Genomic DNA, 24,281 nt, shown 5'->3' on the forward strand with positions numbered 1-24,281 from the left:
GGTTTTGATAATAGCGTGACAAGGAGTGTATAGACTAGTATGGGGAAAATAGCTTATGTTTTTCCGGGTCAGGGTTCCCAAAGCGTAGGAATGGGCAAAGATATGTATGACAGCGCGCCGGAGACTCGGCGTATGTTTGATCAGGCCGATTCCGTGCTCGGATTCCCGCTGACACGATTGATCTTCGAAGGCCCGGAAGGGGATTTGAAGCAAACGGCAAATACGCAGCCTGCGCTGCTGACTACGAGTGTCGCTTTATACGAGGCATTTGCGAGCAAAGGCTTCAAACCCGACTATATGGCGGGCCACAGCCTGGGCGAATACAGCGCCCTGACGGCTGCGGGAGCTTTGTCGTTTGAGGATGCCGTAGCGACGGTGCGCGCCCGCGGCGAGTTCATGGAGCAGGCCGTGCCCGGCGGGCAGGGAGCTATGGCGGCCGTGCTGGGCGGCGAGCGGGAAGCTCTGGCCGGATTATGCGCGGACATTACGAGCGGCGGTAACGTCGTGGAACTGGCAAACATCAATTGCCCCGGGCAAATCGTGGTCTCCGGAAGCAAAGAGGGCGTGTCCCAAGTTGTGGAGCGAGTGAAAGAGATCGGAGCTAAGCGGGCAATCCCGCTGGAAGTCAGCGGACCGTTTCATTCTTCCTTGATGACTTCGGCGGCCGAACGCTTAAGTGAGAAGCTGGCGGATGTTACGATTCGCGATGCTTCTGTCCCTGTCGTTGCGAATGTGACGGCACGGCCCGCCCAGAGTGCTGGAGAAATCCCGGAGCTTCTCATCCGGCAGGTATACAGCCCCGTATTGTGGGAGGACAGTGTTTCCTGGTTAATCGCCCAGGGTGTCGATACGTTCATTGAATTCGGGCCGGGAAGCGTGCTGACCGGTTTGATCCGGAAAATCGACAAAAGCGTCCGTACCTTTAATGTGAGCAGCTTGGAAAGTGTGGAGCAAACAGCGGAAGCTTTGCGAGATACGGTTTGAAACCCACTGACAAGCCGATCCTTTTCTGGTATTTTATAGTTTAAGGTACCTCCGTAAGCTCTTGGAAAGGAGATGAATGAATGATGGCAAAAATCCTGGAAGGGCAGAATGCCCTGGTCACCGGCGCATCGCGCGGCATCGGCAGAAGCATCGCTCTGGCGCTTGCCGAGGCAGGAGCGAATGTAGTTGTGAACTATGCCGGGAATGCAGCGGCGGCTGACTCCGTTGTTTCCGAGATCGAGGCGCTTGGCGTGAAGGCCTACGCCGTCAAAGCCCATGTAGGCAACAGCGAGGAGTTTGAAGGTATGGTCAAAGGCGTTCTCGAAGCGTGGGGGCGGCTTGATATTTTGGTAAACAACGCCGGCATTACAAGAGATAATTTGATTATGCGAATGAAAGAAGAAGAGTTTGACGCTGTGATCGAAACGAATCTGAAAGGTGTGTTTAACGGTATCAAAGCCGTGACTCGTCCGATGATGAAACAGCGCTCGGGGCGGATTATCAACATTTCCTCCGTCGTGGGTGTCTTGGGCAATGCCGGTCAAGCCAATTATGTCGCTGCCAAAGCCGGAGTAATCGGCTTGACGAAATCGTCGGCGCGCGAGCTTGCTTCGCGGGGAATTACCGTGAACTGCATTGCTCCGGGCTTTATTGAGACGGATATGACGGAGCAGCTCTCCGAGGAGCTGCGTCAGGGAATGCTGGGAAGCATCCCGCTTGCCCGGCTCGGCCAGCCTGAAGAGATCGCCAAGGTCACTGTTTTCCTGGCCTCGGACGGCGCGTCATATATGACGGGGCAGACGCTTCACGTAGACGGCGGGATGTATATGTAATTTGCAATCTCGCTTCTGGCATTTTATTCTCAATTCTCGTATAATACCATGGAGGAGGTGAACCGGATGTCCGATGTATTGGATCGCGTAAAACGCATTGTGGTGGATCGCCTTGGTGCAGATGAAGCCGAAGTGACGCTTGAAGCGTCTTTCAAAGATGATTTGGGTGCTGATTCGCTCGATGTTGTAGAACTAGTTATGGAACTCGAAGATGAATTCGACCTGGAAATTTCAGACGAAGATGCAGAGAAGATCACGACCGTAGGTGAAGTTGTAAACTACATACAATCTCATACCTAAAGTCATCTTTAAAAGTCCCGTACCTCCTTATCAAGCAGGCGGGACTTCTCCTCATCTTAAGAGGGAAATTTCTTTGACCGCCGGTTGTTTTTGGATGGTATATGGAATTTGATATTACACATGAAGTCTATACGAGGTGAGTGTGTTTGAAACATAGAGTGGTAGTAACCGGCATGGGTGCAGTAACGGCCCTCGGACATGATCTGGAGACGTTCTGGAGCAATCTTACGTCTGGTAAATCCGGCGTATCTTTGATCGAGTCCTTCGATGTCAGCGAATATCCGACGCAAATTGCCGCTTCGGTGAAAGACTTTAATCCCGAAGATTATATTGAACGCAAAGAAGCAAGAAAGATGGACCGGTTTGTCCAGTTTGCGGTGGCCGCTGCAACAAGCGCACTGAAGGACAGCGGTTTGAATATTGCCGAACAGGCTGATCCTGAACGGGTTGGCGTAATGATCGGCTCGGGCATCGGCGGCCTGGGCACGTGGGAGGATCAGCATAATATTTTGCTGCAAAAAGGTCCGAAGCGTGTAAGTCCGTTCTTTATCCCTATGATGATCGCAAACATGGCCTCAGGGCATGTATCGATCCTGTTCGGAGCCAAAGGTCCGAACAGCACGGCGGTGACTGCGTGCGCGACCGGAACTCATTCCATTGGTGATTCGTATAAGCTGATTCAGCGCGGCGATGCCGATGTGATGATTTGCGGCGGCGCGGAAGCAACGATCCGTCCTACGGGGCTCGCGGGCTTTTGTGCGATGCGGGCGATGTCCACCCGCAATGACGAGCCTGAGAAGGCAAGCCGTCCTTTTGATACAGAACGGGACGGATTCGTCATGGGCGAGGGATCGGGGATTCTTATCCTCGAATCGCTGGAGCATGCGCAAAAACGCGGAGCAAAGATCTATGCCGAGGTCATCGGTTACGGTCTCAGCGGCGACGCACATCATATGACAGAGCCGGATCCTAACGGACCTGAGCGCTGCATGAAGATGGCGATTCGCGATGCGGGCATCGATCCTAGCGAGGTGGATTACATCAATGCGCATGGAACATCCACCCCGGTCGGCGACAAATCGGAAACGATCGCCATCAAGCGTGCTTTTGGCGAACATGCATCCAAGGTCGCGATCAGTTCAACCAAATCGATGACAGGTCACTTGCTCGGTGCAGCCGGCGGCGTAGAAGCCGTCATCTGCGGTCTGACACTGCAAAACGGTGTCATCGCTCCGACGATCAACCTGGAGAATCCGGACCCGGAATGTGATTTGGACTATGTTCCGAACGTAGCCAGAAAAGCGGATGTACGGGTGACCATGTCTAACTCCTTCGGATTTGGCGGGCATAATGCCACGATTATTCTGAAGAAATTCGAAGCATAAGGGGACAGTCTGTTGAGTGGAGATCTTAAGCAGTTACAACAAAAACTTCAACTGGCATTCCAAAATAAGCAGCTTCTGAAACAGGCCTTTACGCATGCGTCCTATGTGAACGAGCATCGGTTTAGCCAGCATGAGGACAATGAACGGCTGGAGTTTCTTGGAGATGCGGTTCTTGAACTGACGGTATCGGAACATTTATACCGGATTTTCCCGGATCGGCCTGAAGGCGAGCTCACCAAGCTGCGTGCAGCGATCGTTTGCGAGCCTTCCCTGGTCAAATTTGCGGAGAGTCTGGAATTCGGCAAATACGTTCTTCTTGGCAAAGGAGAAGAGTTGACTGGAGGAAGAACTCGTCCGGCTCTGCTGGCGGATGTGTTTGAATCCTTTGTCGGTGCGCTCTATCTTGACCAAGGCCTGGAGGCGGTAACGACATTCCTTCATAGTCACGTATTCTCCCAAATTATGCTGGACGGCAAATTGCAGACGACGGACTACAAGACGGAGCTGCAGGAGCTGACCCAACATCATAATATGGGCGTACTTGAGTATCGGATCGTCGAGGAACGCGGACCTGCGCATGAACGGGAATTCGTGTCCGAGGTATTTATGGAAGGACGCGGCCTGGGCCGGGGAACCGGCAGATCGAAGAAAGAGGCCGAGCAGCAGGCGGCGGCCGTTGCATTGGAACGGCTTAAGCAAAGCGAGCAGAATCCTTCCTAACCGGACGGGTGGCGCTTCGCATGATGCCAGGCATAGATTAGGAAATGCAGCCTTAGTCGGTCTTTTTGGCCGGGTAAGGCTGTTTTTTGTTACATTTAGCACGAGTTCCGATTACAAGTTAATTTATCCGGCAGTCCGGGGGAATCGTTTAACTAAAATTCAGGCTAAATCCTGCTGCGGAATCTGATTTCTTCGCCTGTCCTACGGGGCCGCGGGTATGATACAATAGTCGTTAGAGGTGATCGTGAACGTATGTTTTTGAAACGGATCGAGTTAGCAGGTTTTAAATCTTTTGCCGACAAGACGGAAATGGAATTCGTCCGGGGCATTACCGCTGTAGTAGGACCTAACGGCAGCGGAAAAAGCAACATCTCCGACGGGATTCGCTGGGTGCTCGGCGAACAGAGCGCCAAATCGCTGCGCGGCGGGAAGATGGAGGATATTATTTTCGCCGGGAGCGATGCGAGGAAAGCGGTAAATTACGGGGAAGTCTCCCTGACGCTGGACAATACCGACCATGCTCTGCCGCTCGACTTCAGCGAGGTAACCGTTACCCGCCGGGTTCACCGCAGCGGAGACAGCGAGTATCTGATTAACAAGCAGTCTTGCCGGTTGAAGGATATTACCGAGCTGTTTATGGACACGGGAATCGGAAAAGAAGCCTATTCGATTATCGGACAAGGGCGGATTGAAGAAATTCTGAGCACCCGTTCCGAGGATCGCAGAGGTATTTTTGAAGAAGCCTCGGGCATAGTCAAATATAAGAGCCGGAAGCGCGATGCCCGGCGCAAGCTCGATGACACCGAACAAAATCTGCTGCGCATTCACGATCTGGTCAGTGAACTTGAGGATCAAATCGGCCCGCTTAAGGAGCAGTCGGATAAGGCTCACAAATACAAGGAACTGCGCGAGCAGCTGAAAAATAAAGAAATTTCGTTATATGTCCATCAAATCGAGCAAATTCATGAGACCTGGAGCGAGGCTAACAGCAGGCTGACCAAGCTGCAGGAAGAGCAGACCGCCTTGTCCACGATCGTGTCGGCCCATGATGCAAAGCTGGAAAGCGACCGGCTAGCGCTTCGGCAGGTGGAAGATCAGATCGAGGTTCTTCAGGGGCAGTTGCTGGAATACAGTGAAAGCTTCGAGAAGAGCGAAGGATTTGGCGAAGTGCTTAAAGAGCGTGCCAAGAACCTGACGCAGAACAGGGACCAGCTTCGGCAATCGCTCGCCGTCAGTGAAGAGCGTTATGCTCAGCGGGCTGCGGAACTGGACGGTCTGGCGACTAAATTCGCTGCTGCGGAGCAGCAACTTACGGAGCTGCGAACGGAGCTGTCGGCCGAGGAAGCAAAGCTTATAGGCGTTACCGGGGGTATCAGCCAGGCGCAGGAGGAGGGCCTTAAAGGCCAACTGCTCGAAATCATGAACCTGATGGCTCAAGCAAGGGGCGAGATACGTTCCGCCGATCAGCAAAAGGAAAGCGTACAGCGCCGGATGACCCGTTCCGAAGAGGAGGGAGCCAAATGGCGCGATGAGCTTGACCGGCTGAAGGGCAAGAAGAGCGAGCTTGAGCGTGTGCTGGAGCAGCTCGGCAAAGAAATCGCCGACTTGCGAGGCAAGTACATTTCCGAGAGCGAACGCTACCAGTCGATGCAAAGACTGGCGGAAGAGAGCCAGAACGGCATCCGGAAATGGGAACAGAAGCGGGAAGGACTAGTGTCCCGCCGCGATACGATGAAGGAAATGGAAGAGGATTTCGACGGCTTTGCTCTGGGGGTAAAGGAAGTCCTGAAGGCTTCCCGTAAATCAGCCTTGAGCGGGGTGCACGGCGCGGTTGCCGAGCTGATCCGGGTACCGGAGAAGCTGGAAATCGCCGTGGAGACGGCGCTCGGCGCTGCGATGCAGCACATCGTGATGGAGAACGAAGCCGTGTCCCGGCAAGCGATCGCTTTCTTGAAGCAGCGCCAGCTGGGCCGAGCGACGTTCCTGCCGCTCGACGTGATCCGGCCGCGGCAAATTTCGGCCGCTGATAAGCGCCAAATGGAGGATGCCGACGGCTTTGTCGGCATCGGTGCGGAGCTTGTTGGCTTTGAGCCGAGATACGCCGATATCATTGGCAGCCTGCTCGGCAATGTGGTTTTCGCCAGCGATCTGGAGCGGGCGAACAAGATGGCGGCGCGCTGCCAGTACCGGTTCCGCATCGTGACGCTGGAGGGTGATGTTGTCAACGCCGGCGGCTCGATGACCGGGGGCAGCCAGCACAGAAAGAACAGCAACCTGCTGGGCCGGAAGCGCCAGCTGGATCAGCTGGCAGGGGACATCAAAGAGAGCGAAGATATGCTGGATAAACTCCGCAAAGGCCTTAAAGATGTCCGCGAACAGATGGAGGCGGCGGAACTTGAATTGGATCGCCTTCGTGAAGCTGGCGACAACAAGCGTACGGAGGAGCAATCCATAGCCGGCGACTTGAAGCAGGTCGATCATGAATGGAGACATGTTTCGGAACAATTCCAGCTATATGGCCAGGAAAAGGGTCATTACCTCAAGGAATTGGAGGATCTGGACAAGAATAAGGCGGACGCTGAAGCGAAGCTGGCGGAACTGGAGAAAGAAGAGCAGACTGTTCAGCAGTCTATTCAAGCCGCCGAGTTTGCGCGTAAAGCCAATGAATCGGCCAAAGAAGAACTGCAGGATCTTCTCACTGGTCTTAAAGTTCGCGAAGGCAAACTGGATCAGGAAGGCTATTCGCTCCGCGAGCAGCTGCGGCGCGCCGAAGAAGATTGCGGCATCCTGAAACAGGAGCTTGAACAGAACCGCAGCATTTTGCAGTCGATCGAGTCTGATTTAAAACAGAATGAGCGGCAAAGCGTAACCCAGCGACAAGATCTGAACGATTTTAAATTGAAGAAGGAACGCGCCGGCGAGCAATTGGAATTGGAACGGGCCTCCCGCTCCGTGCTCGTGAAGAAGCTGGAGGAAGGCGAGAGCGAAACAAAAGAGCAGCGCCTTGGGCTGAAAACGGTCGAAGAACAACTGCGTCAAACCGAAATCCAAGCCAATCGTCTCGATGTGGAGCTGGATAATATTTTGCGCAAGCTCGGCGACGATTACGAACTCAGCTATGAGCGGGCCAAGCTGCTTTATACAGTGCCCGAGGATGTACCGCAGACTCAGGCGGACGTGAAGGAACTGAAACGGCAGATTACTGTGCTGGGTGAAGTGAATTTGGGCGCCATCGAGGAATATCAGCGGGTCGGCGAAAGGTACCAGTTCCTGAGCGAGCAGAAGAATGATCTGGTGGAAGCGAAAACGACGCTGTACCAGGTCATCAAGGAAATGGACGACGAAATGTCCAAACGATTCAAAACGACGTTTGACGCGATCCGCCGGGAATTCGTCATCGTATTCTCGAAGCTTTTCGGAGGAGGACGTGCCGATCTCATCCTGATCGATCCGGACAATCTGCTCGAAACCGGGATCGATGTCGTGGCTCAACCGCCGGGCAAAAAGCTGCAAAACCTTCAGTTGCTTTCGGGCGGAGAACGTGCCTTGACCGCCATGGCCCTGCTGTTTGCCATTCTGCAGGTTAAGCCTGTGCCGTTCTGCGTGCTCGACGAAGTGGAGGCCGCGCTGGATGAAGCGAACGTGGTGCGGTTTGCCCAATATTTGCGTGAGTTTTCCGAGCAAACCCAGTTTATCGTCGTAACGCACCGCAAAGGAACGATGGAAGAAGCGGACGTCCTCTACGGGGTAACTATGGAAGAGGGCGGCGTGTCGAAGCTCGTATCCGTGAAGCTCGAAGACGAGGAAACGATGGAAATCGCTTGATGAGAATATACTAGGAGGGAACCTATGAGTTTCTTTAAAAAACTAAAAGAGAGCATCGCCTCCAAAACCGAGTCGGTAACGAAACAGTTCAAGGACGGACTGGAGAAAAGCCGCAAAGGGTTTGTGGAAAAAGTAACCGAGCTGGTGACGCGGCGCAAAAAAATAGACGAGGAATTTTTTGAGGAGCTTGAAGAAATTCTAATCGGTGCCGATGTCGGCGTGAATACGGTAATGGACCTGATCGATGAGCTGCGTTCCGAAGTGAAAAAACGCCGGATCGAAGATGCGGCAGAGCTTCAGCCGATCCTGTCCGAAAAGCTCGTGGGGCTGCTGCGCGGAGACGAGAACAATGACTTGAAGCTGAATCCCGATGGAATCACCGTCATTCTGTTTGTAGGTGTCAATGGAGTCGGTAAGACGACGACGATCGGGAAGCTTGCGCACCATTACAAGCAACAGGGGAAAAAAGTGATTATGGCGGCAGGAGACACGTTCCGTGCCGGTGCGATCGAGCAATTGGAAGTATGGGGCAATCGGGTCGGCGTAGATGTGATCAAGCAGCAGGCCGGTTCCGATCCGGCCGCGGTGATGTTCGACGCAGTGCAGGCAGCCAAGCAGCGCGGAGCGGACATTCTGCTATGCGATACGGCGGGCCGCTTGCAGAACAAGTCCAACCTTATGGAGGAGCTGAACAAGATCTTCCGCGTCATTCAGCGGGAGATTCCGGGCGCTCCGCATGAGGTTCTCATGGTGCTTGATGCTACTACCGGCCAAAACGCGCTTAGCCAGGCGAAGCTGTTCGGCGAGAAGAGCGGCGTCACGGGCCTTGTATTGACCAAGCTGGACGGTACGGCCAAGGGCGGGATCGTTATTGCAATCCGCCAGGAACTGAGTTTGCCGGTGAAGCTTGTCGGCCTCGGCGAAAAGATGGAAGATCTGCAGAAGTTCGATTCCGAGCAATTCGTACACGGCTTGTTCGCCGGTTTGATCAAGGAAGAGGAAGAATCCGAGGAAGAGCAAGTGTAACCGTTTTGGGCTAATGTCCATATGTTTATAGAATAATGAGATCAATAAAAGGAGGCGAAATGATGGCCAATACGCATACTTATCCACGCCGGGAGGAGATCGCGAATGCGATAACTCATGGGATCGGAGCGCTGCTCAGCTTGGCGGGACTGGTGCTGCTGATCGTCTTCTCCAGTATGAAGGGTACGGCCTGGCATGTCGTCAGCTTTACGATTTACGGGGTGAGCATGCTGCTGTTGTATTCGTGTTCGACATTGGTACACAGCTTCAAAGAGGGCAAGATTAAGGATCTGTTCGAATTTTTCGATCATTCCTCGATCTATATTTATATCGCCGGAACGTACACTCCGTTCTTATTGGTAGCGGTCCGCGGCCCGCTTGGCTGGAGCTTGTTCGGGATCGTCTGGGGCATTGCCTTGCTCGGTGTCGTGTTTAAAGCCTTCTTCGTCAAAAGATTCCTATTCATGTCTACGATCTTCTATCTCATCATGGGATGGCTGATCGTGATTGCCTGGGGTCCGTTAGTGGCTGCCGTGCCTAATCCGGGCATTGTGCTGCTGGTTACCGGGGGGCTTTTATATACGCTTGGCACCGTGTTTTATGTGTGGCGGGCGTTTCCTTATCATCACGCCATCTGGCATCTGTTCGTCCTTGCAGGCAGCGTGACGCATTTCTTCGCGATCCTGCTGTATCTTCTCCCGCATCGATGAGAGAAGTGAACAACCACTGGAGCTTATGCTCCGGTGGTTGTTGCTTTTTTGTAGCACTGTTGTAACTTGATTGGAGAAATTCCAACGAGCACACGTCAGAACAGCCGATTTCATGGAAGGATTGGAGAAATTCCAACGAAATTACATGAATCAATGCTTGGGGGCGGATTTATGCTTAACTCGTTGGATTATTTACAATCAAAAGGCATGGAAATACAAAAACAAGCAATATAGTTGGATAATCTCCAACGAAAGCATGCCATCACAGCAACCTTTTCAAGTGATTGCAGATGTTAAGGGGAATTACTTGACAACGGGTTCTCCATTCGGGTATGATAGGAAACGTTGATGCGCTGTAAAGTGTTTTTCCTTGACGGAGGGGGTGCCCAGATGAGTCAAGAGAATAGGCTTGAGAAGACAAACCGGATCAACCTGTTGTTTGATTTTTACGAAACTTTGCTGACTGAGAAGCAGCAGACATTTCTCAAATATTATTTTCTCGATGATTTTTCCTTGGGTGAAATCGCCTCGGAATTTGAAATCAGCCGCCAGGCGGTTTATGAGCATATCAAGCGGGCGGAAGAGATGCTGGAAGTTTATGAAGACAAGCTCGGCTTAGTCCGTAAGGACGAAGAGCGCAGCGAGTTGCTTGCAAGACTGGGGAAAGTGCTAGAGGACAGCGAGATGTCCGCTTTACATAAAGAAACGGCCAAACAGCTCCTGCGGCAAGCTGAACAGCTGTAGCATTGGCGGCTGGATTTTAGACAATGGAACGGAGGTGACCGGGGAATGGCTTTTGAAGGATTGACAAATCGATTGCAAAGCGTGTTTAGCAAGCTTCGCGGCAAAGGTAAAGTTTCAGAGGATGATGTAAACGAAGCGATGCGCGAAGTGCGTCTGGCCTTGCTGGAAGCGGATGTCAACTTTAAAGTGGTCAAGGAATTTATCGCCAAGGTGAAAGAGAAAGCCGTTGGCAGCGAGGTCATGGAGAGCTTTACGCCAGGCATGGTAATCATCGACATCGTAAACAAGGAATTGACCGATCTCATGGGCGGCAGCCAAGCCAAGCTGGCCAAGAGCAACCGTCCGCCGACCGTAGTCATGATGGCGGGTCTGCAAGGTGCCGGTAAGACGACGACTTCGGCCAAATTGGCCAAGCTGCTTCTGAAGGGCAACCATCGTCCACTCCTGGTAGCCGGGGATATTTACCGGCCGGCTGCGATTAAACAGCTGCAGGTGCTGGGTGAACAGATCAAGGTACCTGTATTTACGCTTCCGGAAGGCAACAGCCCGGTTGAAATTGCACGTCAGGCTTTGCAGCATGCAAAGGATAACGGCAATGACTACCTGCTGATCGATACGGCGGGCCGGCTGCATGTCGACGAGGCTTTGATGGAGGAACTCCGTCAAATCCATGAAGTGACCAAGCCGGATGAAGTACTCCTGGTCGTGGATGCCATGACAGGTCAGGATGCGGTAAACGTAGCCGAGAGCTTCAATCAGCAACTGACACTGACCGGTGTCGTACTCACGAAGCTGGATGGCGACACCCGAGGCGGCGCAGCCTTATCGGTTAAAGCCGTGACGGGTTGTCCGATCAAATTTGCCGCCCTCGGCGAGAAGATTGATGCGCTCGAACCGTTCCATCCGGAACGGATGGCTTCCCGGATTCTGGGCATGGGCGATATGCTGTCCCTGATCGAGAAGGCGCAGTCCAATATCGATGCCGAGAAAGCTAAGGAAATGGAACGGAAAATGCGCAATGCGGAATTTACGTTCGACGATTTCCTGGAGCAGATGGACCAGGTGAAGAAGCTTGGACCGCTTGACCAGATCATGGACATGATTCCGGGCATGGGCAAAATGAAACAGATGAAAGACATCAAGGTCGATGAGAAGCAAATGGGCCGGGTGGAAGCCATCGTTCATTCCATGACCAATCAGGAGAAGCAAAATCCTGACATGATCAATCACAGCCGCCGCAAGCGGATTGCCGCAGGCAGCGGGACTACGCTCGCGGATGTAAACCGCTTGATCAAGCAGTTCGACGAAATGCGGAGAATGATGAAGCAGTTCTCCGATATGATGGGACCTAAAGGCAAAGGTTCGAAGATGATGAAGCAGCTCGGCAAAGCGGGCAAAGGCATGAGATTTCCATTCCGGTAACAGGATCTTACCTGGCCGGATGAAATATAAGCATGGATTGATTTTTTAAAGGAGGTGAATTTCGTGGCAGTTCGTATTCGTTTGAAACGCATGGGTGCTCATAAAGCTCCTTTCTATCGTATCGTGGTGTCGAATTCCCGTTCCCCGCGTGACGGCCGTTTTATCGAGGAGATTGGTTTCTACAACCCGGTTGCTGAACCGGCAGTAGTTAACATCGACGAAGAGAAAGCTTTGAAATGGCTGCAAGACGGTGCACAAGCATCTGATACCGTTCGCAACCTGCTCAGCAAAGCGGGCGTAATGAAGAAATTTCATGAGCTTAAGCAGCAGAAATAATTGCTGATTCGGAGGGTCTCATATGGAACAATTAGTCGGCGTTATTGCGAAGGCTCTTGTTGATCATCCGGACGATGTCCGTGTGGAGGTCGTGGAGAAGGAACATCTGATTGTGTATGAACTTTCCGTACATCCCGATGATGTAGGTAAAGTGATCGGCAAGCAGGGAAGAATCGCCAAGGCACTCCGCACGGTTGTAGCATCGGCAGCCGTTAAGATGGATAAGCGGGTTACCGTGGACATTCTGTCTTAAAGCTATACGAAAGAGGGTTAGGATGTTTGTCCTAACCCTTTTTCGTACATGCTGAAGCTGGGGAGGAACGGAATGAAAAAGAGATTTGGATTGTGGGCGTGGACCAGCTGCATTCTGCTGGTATGCTTGCTGGCCAGTCTTTATTATAATTTTAAAGGGTTGCCCTACAAAAAGGCACAGGACCAAAGTTATTCAGCGATGATAAATCAGTCGTTCGGTAATGGATTGAAAAATGCGTTGACGGAAACCGATCTGGTCATTGAAAGTTTAAGAGATCGTGCATCGGATGCCTCGGTTATGCAACGTCTGGGCATTTTGTCGGCAAATCTAAAAACGGTGGAGACCGCTTTTATATCCATGGATCCTGCTTTTGCAGCACAGGGCTCTTCCACCTATTTAATGTACAATGTAATGACGGATTATTATAACTTTGTCCAACAGGATGTGGCCGAAGAAATCAATAATCATACGTTGGATAAGGATGAAGGGCGTAATAAGATTATGAGGGCTATGGAAATGATGAGAGAGGATCTTACCGAGCTTCATCGCCAGTTTCCTGAGGATGAGGTCATCATGTGGAGACCTGCCCGAATGGAAGCGGAATGGCGGGAGACGGTCCGCAACATCGTATTGCGTAAAGATCAGCTCGATTTATATGAACGGCTGAAGATTAAATACGGCTTCGATGCGAATGATAACGCTTCGTGAGGAAGCCAGATCAATGCTTTGGAGGTAATTATGTCGGAATCATTATTGTCAGTTGGAAAAATAGTGAACACGCATGGAATTCGCGGCGAACTGAAAGTGCTGCTTCAAACGGATTTTCCTGAGGTGCGCTTTGCACCGAAGGCAAAGCTGATGATGACACACCCGGAACGGGGCGAGCAAATCTCGGTTACGGTGGCTGCTGCCCGTCCGTATAAGCAGATGTACATCGTAAAATTTAACGAGTTCGACAATATCAATGAAGTAGAAAAATTTAAAGGGTTCGAGTTAAAGGTATCCAAGGACAATTCCGTTGAACTGCCGGAAAATGAATACTATTTTCATGAAATCATCGGTTGCCGCGTTGTGAATGAAGCAGGTGAAGAAATCGGGGTTATCGAGGAAATTTTGCGTCCCGGCGCCAATGATGTATGGGTGGTTAAACTCCCGTCGCGCAAAGAACTGCTGCTGCCTGTCATCGATGACGTTGTGCTGGATGTGGATGTAAAGGCTAAACTGGTCAAGATCCACCTGATGGAAGGACTGCTGTAATCATGCGGATGGATGTATTAACCCTGTTCCCGGAAATGTTTGACGGGGTATTTCACAGCAGCATTCTTGGAAAAGCCCAGGAAAAGGGGATCGTTTCTTTAAATGCGGTCAATTTTCGGGATTATTCCGGAAATAAGCATGGAACCGTCGACGATACGCCCTACGGGGGCGGAGGCGGTATGGTACTTAAGCCGGAACCGATATTCCGGGCTGTCGAGGACTTGCTGTCCAAGAGCAACGAAAGAACGGGTGAGCAGTTCGAAACTACTGCTGATGACTCAATCTCGGCCGTAGCCACGACTGAATCCCAGCGTCCTCCACGGGTCATTCTGATGTGTCCCCAAGGGGAGCCGTTCTCTCAGCGGAAGGCTGAGGAATTGGCCGGCGAGGATCATCTGATTTTTGTTTGCGGGCACTATGAAGGCTACGATGAGAGGATTCGGGAGCATTTAGTGACGGATGAGCTATCGATCGGTGACTATGTTCTGACCGGAGGAGAACTTCCGGCCATGGTCATGATCGACAGCATTACCCGTCTCTTGCCTGGTGTGCTGGGGAATGAAATGAGCGCGGTAACCGATTCGTTCAGCACAGGATTATTGGAATACCCGCATTATACCCGTCCGGCCGAATTTCGCGGCTGGAAGGTGCCGGACATCCTGCTGAGCGGCCATCATGCCAATGTTGCCGACTGGAGGCGCAAAGAAGCACTGCGCCGCACCTGGCAGCGCCGTCCCGATCTATTGGAAACATTGGATTTATCCCCGCAGGAAATAAAATGGCTTGAAGAGTTTCGGAATGAGACTAAATAATTGAATTACTCGAGCGAATAGAGTTTATTTATAAGGGACCGACAAGAAGGACCGCGGCATTGCTGCGGTTCTTTTTTGTGTTCAAAGGGAATAGGACGTCGTTTGGAATACATACGATATGATATTTCCCGATTAATTTACGAGGGCTAGGGGAAGAGTTTTGTGTTGCTCGCAAGGGAGATATGGAGGTGGCGGATGCATCGATTTTGGGAAAAGGTGATTAAGCCTTTGATTTTATCGGTACAGCCGAAAGTGATCGTAGAAATAGGTTCTTTCACAGGAATGAATACGTTCAAACTGCTGGATTATTGCAGTTATACCGGAGCCAAGTGCGTGGTGATTGATCCCGCTCCTTTGTATGACGTCCAATTAATGCAGCGTTATTACGGTGATACAGTCAGCCTGTACGAAACCCTGAGTCTGGAGGCACTTCCCCAAATCGGGGCATATGACATGGTATTAATCGACGGGGATCATAATTGGTACACCGTTTATCATGAGCTAAAGCTTGCAGAGCAGATGGCCCAAAGAGAAGGGCTTCCTTTTCCGGTCACGGTGCTTCACGATACGGGCTGGCCCTATGGAAGAAGGGATATGTACTACTCTCCGGAAACCGTCCCTGAAGCTTACCGGCAGCCATGTGAAAAGAAGGGGTTACAGCGCGGCTACACAGGGCTTTTGGAAGCTGGAGGTTTCAACAGTACGGTTCATAATGCGGTTCAGGAGCATGGTCCTAAAAACGGCATCTTAACGGCGATCGAGGATTTTTTGATGGAGACGGAGCACGCTTTGTCTTTTTACGAATTATCATCAAATAACGGGTTGGGGGTTATTGTTCCGGATAACGAACGGCTGCGAGGCTCGGTCAAATATATATTGGACTCATCGGGTCTATGAGAATTGCCCTCAGTGGCTCTATCTAAAGTGAAAGGAGTAAACCTTGTGGTACTTGTTTCCATCCTAATTTTGACCAAGAATCGGCTGGATTTGACAAAGCGTTGCATAGAAAGCGTCTTGAAGCACACACCAGAACCTTTTGAATTTGTGTTTGTTGATAACGATTCCTATGACGGGACTCCAGATTATTTGAGGTCTTTAAATTTTGGAAAGGTTATCCGCAATAAAATAAACCGGGGATTTGCCGGGGGGATCAATCAGGGATTGCGCGAAGTTAGCGGGGATTACATCCTGCTGTTAAACAATGATACGGTCGTTACCCCGCATTGGCTTGGTAAGCTGTTGGCCTGTATTGAGCGTGATCCGAACATCGGGGTAGCCGGACCTATGTCATACCACGTCGCTCCAATTCAGCGGGTTTCGGACGGGGGACCTGATGGTCTGGAGGAACTTGATGAGTATGCGGAACGAAGGGGAATACAATATGCGGGGAAAGGCTTTTATGGTCATAAATTAACCGGATTTTGCATGTTAATCTCATCGGATGTGGTGAAGCGGATCGGCGGATTTGATGAGCGCTTTTTTCCTGGCAATTATGAAGATGACGATTTCTGTATCCGGGCCCGTATCGGCGGGTATCGACTTTGGGCAGCGGAGGATGTCTATGTCCATCATGAAGGTCATGGGACGTTCAAGGAATTGTCGCAAGATTATCGGACTTTATCGCTTCAAAATGCAGAGCGTTTCCGTGAAAAATGGAATGTTGGGCGGTCCGCCTATGAGATTGATATGTTTGGATACAATCCGTCGGACGTTGTGGAGAGGGAGACTTTCTTCGATCCGGCAAGGTATTTTATTGCTTTGAAAGATGGTTAATGGCTGCATGAAACGAGATTTTTGCGCTGAAAGTTTCACGTTAGGAGGAGTAGAAGAATATGTTGGCATTAGTATGATTTAACGGTCTGTCGTGAAAAAGATAAAGCCCTATTTCAAATGAAATGGTTGAGGTGAAGTGAATGCCTACTGGAGGGCGAAGGCGGTCGGTCAGGATCAGGAGGAGATATAGACTAAGGGGCCGTCGAAGGTTGAGTTTTATTTTTACCCGTTGGGTATCCCGGTTTGTAGCAGAGATTCGGCCGCTTTGGCCTAATATACATTTGGAACAGACTCAAGTTGTTTTTCGCCGGATGCGGAGGCTTCACGGCTTGCTTATGCTGATGCCTTTTACATCTAAAGAGAAACGATTGATTTTTAATGATGCAAGGCAGTTATTGGCTGTTCAAACCCGCTTTTCTATTCCCGAGTTTCATATTCGATTACAAAGATTCATCACCACGATATATCCGTTTGTCGAAAGATTAAGCGGCAGGAGCAGGCAGGCCAGAAGTTTGTCTAATGAGCTCCGTATGTTTATGGAAAGGGCATATGACAACGGATCCGATACCATGGCGGGAATACAACCCTCACCGGCTGAAAATAATACAGCACATCAGGTAATCCTGCCAGTCGCAGAACCCCCAGACCCCGCTGCTCCCAAACTCACCACTTCGAAACCAAACCCGGCCGTTCTAGTGAATTTATTCGATAATTTACCTTCCTATATGATAAATACGGCAGTGAATCCCGATCCGGCTAATCAGAAACGATTAAAAGAAGTTTTAAATGCAATTGCATCTCAGTTTTCTAATTCGGAAGGAGTATCGAGTCCGGATATTGAGTTTCAAAATGAGTTTCAAAATGAGATACAAAATTTGAATCAGCTTCTGAGCGAAGACCCTATATCTTTTCAAGCAGTGAGCCAGGCCATTGAAGCTTTGGTGGAAGGAATTTCGGTTTCCATTGCCTCGTCAGGTCTTTCTTTTACTGAAGCCGCAAACGTTCAGCTTGCCTTGTCGACCGCCGATTTGGCGAGCCAGCAAAGATTAGCCGATTTACAAAATGCTCAGGAATGGAGCCCGACTCAAGCTGCGAATCTGCTATATGGTGCCCTAGACGCAGTAGACATTGTGGAAAATGTGGGTACACCGGAAGCAATAGGAGAAAGAGAAGATGTAGGAGCAGCAGGGGTATCGGGTGTAATAGGAGCAACAAGAGCTACAGGGGCCACCGGTGCTACCGGAGCTACCGGAGAGACAGGTGCAACGGGAGAGACTGGCGCGACCGGGGCGACGGGAGCAACTGGCGCAACGGGAGAAACGGGTGCAACAGGGGCAACAGGTGCGACGGGAGAGATTGGGGCTAGGGGAGAAACAGGAGCAACAGGAACAACTGGAGCGATGGGTGAGACAGGAGCAACAGGCGTAACGGGAGGAACTGGGGCGACGGGAGCAACAGGAGCAACAGGAGCAATGGGTGAGACGGGGGCAATTGGGGAGACTGGTGCGACAGGGGCAACCGGAGCAACTGGGGCAACGGGAGAGACCGGGGCGACAGGTGAGGCGGGAGTAAAGGGTGCAACGGGTGAGGATGGGGCAGCAGGAGCTACAGGCGAGACTGGGGCGACCGGTGTAACAGGGGCAACGGGAGCGACGGGAACAACAGGATCAACGGGAGAGACAGGTGCCACTGGGGAGACAGGCGCTACAGGTGCAACAGGAGCAACGGGTGAGACGGGGGCAATTGGGGAGACTGGTGCGACAGGAGGAACTGGAGCAACTGGGGCGACAGGAGAGACTGGTGCGACAGGAGAGACTGGTGCGACAGGTGAGACGGGAGTAACGGGAGCTACAGGAGAAACTGGTGCAACGGGAGTAACAGGTGCGACAGGAGCCACCGGAGCAACGGGAGGAACTGGTGCAACAGGAGCCACAGGAGCAACAGGTGCCACTGGAGTAACGGGCGTAACAGGTGCGACAGGAGCAACGGGTGAGACGGGGGCAATTGGGGCGACAGGTGAGACGGGAGTAACGGGTGTAACGGGTGGGGATGGGGCAACAGGAGCAACAGGAGTAACAGGAGCAACAGGTGCCACAGGAGAGACTGGGGCGACCGGGGAAACAGGAACGACGGGAGCAACGGGAATAACAGGAGCGACGGGAGAAACTGGGGCCACCGGGGCTACCGGAGAGACTGGGGCAACAGGTGCCACAGGTGCAACGGGAGTAACAGGAGCAACGGGAGTAACCGGGGCAACGGGTGAGACGGGGGCAACAGGAGCGACAGGAGTAACTGGAGTAACAGGTGCCACCGGAGCAACGGGAGGAACTGGTGCAACAGGAGAGACTGGAGCGACAGGAGTAACAGGGGCTACCGGAGCTACCGGAGAGACAGGAGCAACAGGAGCAACAGGAGCAACAGGAGCAACAGGAGCAACAGGAGCAACAGGAGCAACAGGAGCAACAGGTACCACTGGAGTAACGGGCGTAACAGGTGCGACGGGTGAGACAGGAGCAACGGGTGAGACAGGTACGACAGGAGCCACCGGAGCAACGGGGGTAACGGGTGCGACAGGAGCAACGGGAGAGACAGGAGTAACAGGAGTAACAGGAGCAACAGGTACCACTGGAGTAACGGGCGTAACAGGTGCGACGGGTGAGACAGGAGCAACGGGTGAGACAGGTACGACAGGAGCCACCGGAGCAACGGGTGCAACAGGAGCAACGGGAGAGACAGGAATAACAGGTGCTACAGGCGCTACAGGAGAGACAGGAGCGACGGGAGAAATTGGGGCAACAGGAGCAACAGGAGCCACAGGAGCAACAGGTGCAACGGGAGTAACAGGAGCAACTGGGGCTACAGGAGCAACAGGGGCGACAGGAGTAACAGGAGCAACAGGAGCAACAGGAGCAACAGGGGCAACGGGAGCGACGGGTGAAACTGGAGCAACGGGAGCAACGGGAACAACAGGAGCGATGGGAGAGACTGGAGCAACAGGAGAAACTGGTGCAACGGGAGTAACAGGTGCGACAGGAGCCACCGGAGCAACGGGAGGAACTGGTGCAACAGGAGAGACTGGAGCGACAGGAGTAACAGGGGCTACCGGGGCTACCGGAGCTACCGGAGAGACAGGAGCAACAGGAACCACAGGAGCAACAGGTACCACTGGAGTAACGGGCGTAACAGGTGCGACGGGTGAGACAGGAGCAACGGGTGAGACAGGTACGATAGGAGCCACCGGAGCAACGGGGGTAACGGGTGCGACAGGGGAAACTGGAACAACTGGAGCAACCGGAGCAACCGGAGCAACAGGAACAACTGGAGCAACCGGAGCAACAGGAGCAACGGGAGCGACAGGAGAAACTGGGGCAACAGGAGGAACTGGAGCCACAGGGGCCACCGGGACCACCGGGGCTACCGGAGAGACTGGTGCGACAGGAGCAACGGGTGCAACAGGAGAGACCGGTGCAACAGGAGAGACTGGTGCGACAGGAGCTGCAGGGGCAACGGGAGCAACAGGAGCAACAGGAGCAACAGGAGCAACAGGAGCAACAGGAGCAACGGGAGCAACAGGAGCAACGGGAGCAACAGGAGCGACAGGAGAAACTGGGGCAACAGGAGGAACTGGAGCCACAGGGGCCACCGGGACCACCGGGGCTACCGGAGAGACTGGTGCGACAGGAGCAACGGGTGCAACAGGAGAGACTGGTGCGACAGGAGCTGCAGGGGCAACGGGAGCAACAGGAGCAACAGGTACCACTGGAGTAACGGGCGTAACAGGTGCGACGGGTGCGACAGGAGCAACGGGAGAGACAGGAGTAACAGGTGCTACAGGTGCTACAGGAGAGACAGGAGCAACGGGAGAAATTGGGGCAACAGGAGCAACAGGAGCAACGGGTGAGACGGGAGCAACAGGAGCATCGGGTGCAACAGGAGCAACAGGTGCAACAGGAGCAACAGGTGCAACAGGAGTAACAGGAGCAACGGGTGAGACGGGAGCAACTGGGGCAACGGGAGCAATGGGAGAGACTGGTGCGACAGGAGCATCGGGTGCAACAGGAGCAACAGGAGCAACGGGTGAGACGGGAGCAACAGGAGCAACTGGGGCAACGGGAGCAACGGGAGAGACTGGTGCGACAGGAGCTACAGGGGCAACAGGTGCAACGGGAGCAACTGGAGCAACTGGAGCAACGGGAGCAACTGGAGCGACAGGAGCAACGGGAGCAACAGGAGCAACAGGAGGAACTGGAGCAACGGGAGCAACAGGAGCGACAGGAGCAACAGGAGCAACAGGAGCAACAGGAGCAACAGGAGGAACTGGAGCAACGGGAGCAACAGGAGCGACAGGAGCAACAGGAGCAACAGGAGGAACTGGAGCAACGGGAGCAACAGGAGCGACAGGAGCAACAGGAGCAACAGGAGCAACAGGAGGAACTGGAGCGACGGGAGCAACGGGAGAAATTGGAGCCACAGGAGCAACAGGAGCAACAGGAGGAACTGGAGCGACGGGAGCAACGGGAGAAATTGGAGCCACAGGAGCAACAGGAGCAACGGGTGAGACGGGAGCAACAGGAGCATCGGGTGCAACAGGAGCAACAGGGGCAACGGGAGTAACAGGTGCGACAGGAGCAACGGGAGCAACAGGAGCGACGGGAGGGACTGGTGCAACGGGAGAGACCGGAGCAACAGGAGGAACTGGAGCTACAGGAGTAACAGGTGCGACAGGAGCAACGGGAGCAACGGGAGTAACCGGGGCAACAGGAGCCACAGGAGCAACAGGAGCAACGGGAGTAACAGGAGCTACAGGAGCCACTGGAGCAACAGGAGCAACGGGAGTAACAGGAGCTACAGGAGCAACAGGAGCAGCGGGAGCTACAGGAGCCACTGGAGCAACAGGAGCAACGGGAGTAACAGGAGCTACAGGAGCAACAGGAGCAACGGGAGTAACAGGAGCAACAGGAGGAACTGGAGCAACAGGAGCAACAGGTGCAACAGGAGCAACAGGAGCGACAGGAGCAACAGGAGTAACAGGTGCCACTGGTGCGACAGGAGCTACAGGAGTAACAGGTGCCACTGGTGCAACAGGAGCCACCGGAGCAACAGGGGCGACAGGGGCAACGGGAACGACAGGCACCACAGGGAGTTTTGGGCAATTTCAGGTATCGGAGAACTCTCCTAATACCTCAGGAAGCTCGACTATTCCTATTGCTGCCGCAGCGACGACATTAAAAACGGTTACGATGACCAGTGTTCCTGCCGCAAGCCGGGTCTGGTTGACCGGGGTTATTGGTTGGCAGTCCACAGCCGGGACTATTGTTACGCAGTTTCAAATTCTGCGGGGGGCGACTGTTATTTATAGTACCAATCATCATGCGGCAGGTAATGGATTTTTCATAACGACACCTATTGATCATGTCGATTTGAGCCCCGGTACGGGGAATGTAACTTATAGTTTGAATGCTTTGACTATAACAGGGACGGCTAATGCGATAGGTGGTATTACTCTAACAGCGGCAATCATAAATCCTTAATTTTGTAGCGAGGTGGGGATGCTGGTTACTTTCAGCTTATGTATGATTGTCAAGAATGAAGAAGATACTTTAGATCGGTGTCTAGATTCGGTAGCGGAAATTATGGATGAGATCATCATCGTTGATACGGGGTCCACGGATCGGACAAAAGAGATAGCCCGGCGTTATACAGATTGTGTCTATGACTTCGAATGGATAGAAGATTTTGCGGCTGCTAGAAATTACACTTTCGGTTTAGCGACTCAGAGCTATATTTTTTGGCTGGATGCGGATGATGTGCTCGAGGAGCCGGATCAGATAAAACTGATGGAATTAAAAAATGCATTAGAGCCAGACATCGACACGGTTTCTATGGAATATCATCTGGCTTTTGACGAATTTGGAAATGTAACGAGCAAATTAAGGAGAAACCGACTTGTCAAAAGGGAAAATCATTTTCGTTGGATCGGTGCGGTTCATGAATATCTTGAGGTTTATGGAAAAGCAATTCATAGCGATATTGCTGTAACTCATCGGAGCGTCCGGCATGATAGTGACAGGAATCTTAAGATCTACGAGAACAGGCTTGAAAAAGGTGAAACATTTTCCCCGAGAGATATTTTTTATTTTGCCAATGAACTTAAGGATCATAGCCAGACTGAGCGGGCTATTCACTATTACGAGAAATTTTTGGATAGTGGGCAAGGGTGGGTAGAGGATTGTTATTCCGCCTGCGGGAGAATGGCGGATTGTTATCACATGCAGGGTGATCAGGAAAAAGAACTGGAGGCAGTACTTCGCTCCTTCCACTATGGAAAACCTAGAGCGGAGTTCTGCTGCAGACTGGGCTTTTATTTTTTACAAAATCAGAATTTGGAGACGGCTATTTACTGGTATACCCAAGCTACTTGTGACACCGACATTAATTCGCGCTGGGTTCTCAGCAACCAGGCTGTCTACACTTGGTTACCTCATTTACAGTTATGCGTTTGTTACGATCGGATTGGTAATTATGAGCTAGCTCAATTCCATAATGAAAAGGCAGCTGCATTTCGTCCGGAGGATCCGCGTATTTTATACAATCGGACTTATTTAGCGAAGAGGCTGTCTGGGGAAGAGGCACAAATAAATTAGACGAATCAACAGATTTTTTTTAAGAAGCAGGTGCATTTCCTGAAGATCGGGGTAATAAATAGATAGCAAGATCAGTGATTTGTTGATTCGTGCAGGAGGTAAGAATGAATATGGAACAACAACAAGAGACATCAGAGATGCAAGTTCAGCATCAGCAAGAAGATATACAGCGGGACGAGGAACGTATGCTAACGGTTGATGATATTTTAGAGTTTTATGCTGGCCGTCACTAGCGCTCTCTCTCAAAAAGGAGGTTATCATCATGATGGGATTTTTAATTGATCCACTTGAAACGGAGCAGGAATTGTTAAGCGAGGTATTACCTTACGAGTAATAACCGGCTCCAGGCTATATGTTCAATTCTGAATTTACTTTCAATCCATGGTTTAAGCGATAAGATGATTTCTGGATGTATCAGAAGTCATCTTTTTTAATGGGCGAAAAACAAAAAAACCACTTCCTTCCCATAAAATTGGGAGAGAGCGGTATTAAGTATGGTCGGAGTAGCGGGATTCGAACCTAAGGCCTCACCCACCCCAAGGGCGCGCGCTACCTGACTGCGCCATACCCCGATCCAAAGACGCAATAAGTCGCCGGTATAATAGCTTGATTATGCGGATTTGCGGGCATTGTACGATAGCCCGAGCGAATGGTTTGCGTCTCAAAATATCGTTTTCAACGTAATTATAGCGTATAGGCGCGCACCCCTGTGCTAACTTTTCGCGAGTAAACACAGCATTTTCTGCAGCGCATAAAGCTAACCCATCGGCTCATTTCTTGGAAATCTTCGGAGTGTGGGCGCTATTTTATTTGCTTCGATGTCCCAATTTGCGAAATTGCTGTCCGTATGTTTGTCAAATTGGGAATTATTCGAGGAGCGTATTATCATCTGAACAATTATAGCAACAGTGTTCGGCTACGAACTCATTCGCTATGCTCACAAATTGCTGAGAGTCTTCGCCGGGAAACAAGACGCGAGAACTATGACAATTGTTTGGCCAAACGATGAGCGAGTACGATCCGGACGACTGGGTGCTGTAATGCCTCGAAGCGGTAGAGCGTTCCGCAGACCGAGTATGACGACGTTTTGCAATACGTATCAACATGCGTGATCTGACGCACGGGGCCGAGATGGCTCTCGACGGATATGCTCGCGCTCTTTAGTGAGTGAGCATTGATTATTGTTTGTCGTTTCGGCAGCAGCTTCACGTGCTGATTGATGCATGTCGTCGATGTGGGAATTGCGGATTTTACGTA

20 protein-coding genes and 1 tRNA gene are annotated in these 24,281 nt (G+C 51.9%); 20 read left to right on the forward strand and 1 reads right to left on the reverse strand.

The window, feature by feature from the left end:
• Positions 1–39: 39 nt before the first annotated feature.
• The 20 genes from fabD (at position 40) to KJS57_RS26605 (ending at position 23,257) form a co-directional block, all read left to right on the forward strand.
• The gene (gene fabD, locus KJS57_RS05955) at positions 40–984 is read left to right on the forward strand and encodes an ACP S-malonyltransferase (RefSeq protein WP_211021316.1); all 945 of its coding nucleotides are present in this window, start codon (positions 40–42) and stop codon (positions 982–984) included.
• Between the two features lie 83 nt (positions 985–1,067).
• On the forward strand, positions 1,068–1,817 hold the full coding sequence (gene fabG / locus KJS57_RS05960; RefSeq protein ID WP_211021518.1) for a 3-oxoacyl-[acyl-carrier-protein] reductase: 750 nt from the start codon (positions 1,068–1,070) through the stop codon (positions 1,815–1,817).
• A 66-nt stretch (positions 1,818–1,883) separates the two neighbouring features.
• Positions 1,884–2,117, forward strand: a complete 234-nt coding sequence (gene acpP / locus KJS57_RS05965; RefSeq protein ID WP_018750834.1) for an acyl carrier protein — start codon at positions 1,884–1,886, stop codon at positions 2,115–2,117.
• 146 nt (positions 2,118–2,263) lie between these two features.
• A complete protein-coding gene (fabF, locus tag KJS57_RS05970; RefSeq protein WP_213654096.1) occupies positions 2,264–3,502 on the forward strand; it encodes a beta-ketoacyl-ACP synthase II in 1,239 nt (412 codons plus the stop codon).
• A 12-nt stretch (positions 3,503–3,514) separates the two neighbouring features.
• Positions 3,515–4,222, forward strand: coding sequence for a ribonuclease III (gene rnc, locus KJS57_RS05975; RefSeq protein ID WP_211021318.1), 708 nt, complete (start codon positions 3,515–3,517; stop codon positions 4,220–4,222).
• A 252-nt stretch (positions 4,223–4,474) separates the two neighbouring features.
• The gene (smc, locus tag KJS57_RS05980; RefSeq protein WP_213654097.1) at positions 4,475–8,047 is read left to right on the forward strand and encodes a chromosome segregation protein SMC; all 3,573 of its coding nucleotides are present in this window, start codon (positions 4,475–4,477) and stop codon (positions 8,045–8,047) included.
• Between the two features lie 24 nt (positions 8,048–8,071).
• Positions 8,072–9,073, forward strand: coding sequence for a signal recognition particle-docking protein FtsY (ftsY, locus tag KJS57_RS05985; RefSeq protein ID WP_211021320.1), 1,002 nt, complete (start codon positions 8,072–8,074; stop codon positions 9,071–9,073).
• A gap of 62 nt (positions 9,074–9,135) precedes the next feature.
• Positions 9,136–9,783 (forward strand): PAQR family membrane homeostasis protein TrhA, encoded by a 648-nt coding sequence (gene trhA, locus KJS57_RS05990; RefSeq protein WP_213654098.1) that lies wholly within the window; start codon positions 9,136–9,138, stop codon positions 9,781–9,783.
• Positions 9,784–10,173: 390 nt separating this feature from the next.
• On the forward strand, positions 10,174–10,527 hold the full coding sequence (locus tag KJS57_RS05995) for a putative DNA-binding protein (protein WP_211021322.1): 354 nt from the start codon (positions 10,174–10,176) through the stop codon (positions 10,525–10,527).
• A gap of 45 nt (positions 10,528–10,572) precedes the next feature.
• Positions 10,573–11,949, forward strand: a complete 1,377-nt coding sequence (gene ffh, locus KJS57_RS06000; protein WP_213654099.1) for a signal recognition particle protein — start codon at positions 10,573–10,575, stop codon at positions 11,947–11,949.
• Positions 11,950–12,012: 63 nt separating this feature from the next.
• A complete protein-coding gene (gene rpsP / locus KJS57_RS06005; RefSeq protein WP_114495920.1) occupies positions 12,013–12,285 on the forward strand; it encodes a 30S ribosomal protein S16 in 273 nt (90 codons plus the stop codon).
• Between the two features lie 22 nt (positions 12,286–12,307).
• Positions 12,308–12,538: a KH domain-containing protein gene (locus KJS57_RS06010; protein WP_059053652.1), complete on the forward strand. Its 231-nt coding sequence runs from the start codon at positions 12,308–12,310 to the stop codon at positions 12,536–12,538.
• 72 nt (positions 12,539–12,610) lie between these two features.
• Positions 12,611–13,246 carry a hypothetical protein gene (locus KJS57_RS06015; protein ID WP_213654100.1) on the forward strand — a complete coding sequence of 212 codons (636 nt, stop codon included), beginning with the start codon at positions 12,611–12,613 and terminating at the stop codon, positions 13,244–13,246.
• Between the two features lie 30 nt (positions 13,247–13,276).
• Positions 13,277–13,795, forward strand: a complete 519-nt coding sequence (gene rimM / locus KJS57_RS06020; RefSeq protein ID WP_211021326.1) for a ribosome maturation factor RimM — start codon at positions 13,277–13,279, stop codon at positions 13,793–13,795.
• A gap of 2 nt (positions 13,796–13,797) precedes the next feature.
• Positions 13,798–14,607, forward strand: a complete 810-nt coding sequence (gene trmD / locus KJS57_RS06025) for a tRNA (guanosine(37)-N1)-methyltransferase TrmD (RefSeq protein ID WP_213654101.1) — start codon at positions 13,798–13,800, stop codon at positions 14,605–14,607.
• A 195-nt stretch (positions 14,608–14,802) separates the two neighbouring features.
• The gene (locus tag KJS57_RS06030; protein WP_211021328.1) at positions 14,803–15,504 is read left to right on the forward strand and encodes a class I SAM-dependent methyltransferase; all 702 of its coding nucleotides are present in this window, start codon (positions 14,803–14,805) and stop codon (positions 15,502–15,504) included.
• Positions 15,505–15,549: 45 nt separating this feature from the next.
• Entirely contained in the window at positions 15,550–16,380 is an 831-nt protein-coding gene (locus tag KJS57_RS06035) for a glycosyltransferase family 2 protein (protein WP_244861421.1), read from the forward strand.
• Positions 16,381–17,255: 875 nt separating this feature from the next.
• Entirely contained in the window at positions 17,256–21,911 is a 4,656-nt protein-coding gene (locus KJS57_RS06040; RefSeq protein ID WP_213654102.1) for a hypothetical protein, read from the forward strand.
• Between the two features lie 21 nt (positions 21,912–21,932).
• Positions 21,933–23,024 (forward strand): tetratricopeptide repeat-containing glycosyltransferase family 2 protein, encoded by a 1,092-nt coding sequence (locus KJS57_RS06045; RefSeq protein ID WP_213654280.1) that lies wholly within the window; start codon positions 21,933–21,935, stop codon positions 23,022–23,024.
• Positions 23,025–23,134: 110 nt separating this feature from the next.
• On the forward strand, positions 23,135–23,257 hold the full coding sequence (locus KJS57_RS26605) for a hypothetical protein (RefSeq protein ID WP_280520362.1): 123 nt from the start codon (positions 23,135–23,137) through the stop codon (positions 23,255–23,257).
• A 262-nt stretch (positions 23,258–23,519) separates the two neighbouring features.
• Here the strand turns inward: KJS57_RS26605 and KJS57_RS06050 are convergent.
• Positions 23,520–23,596, reverse strand: a tRNA-Pro gene (locus KJS57_RS06050).
• Positions 23,597–24,281 lie beyond the last annotated feature (685 nt).

It is taken from the genome of Paenibacillus vini, assembly GCF_018403325.1.
Lineage (GTDB): Bacteria > Bacillota > Bacilli > Paenibacillales > Paenibacillaceae > Fontibacillus > Fontibacillus vini.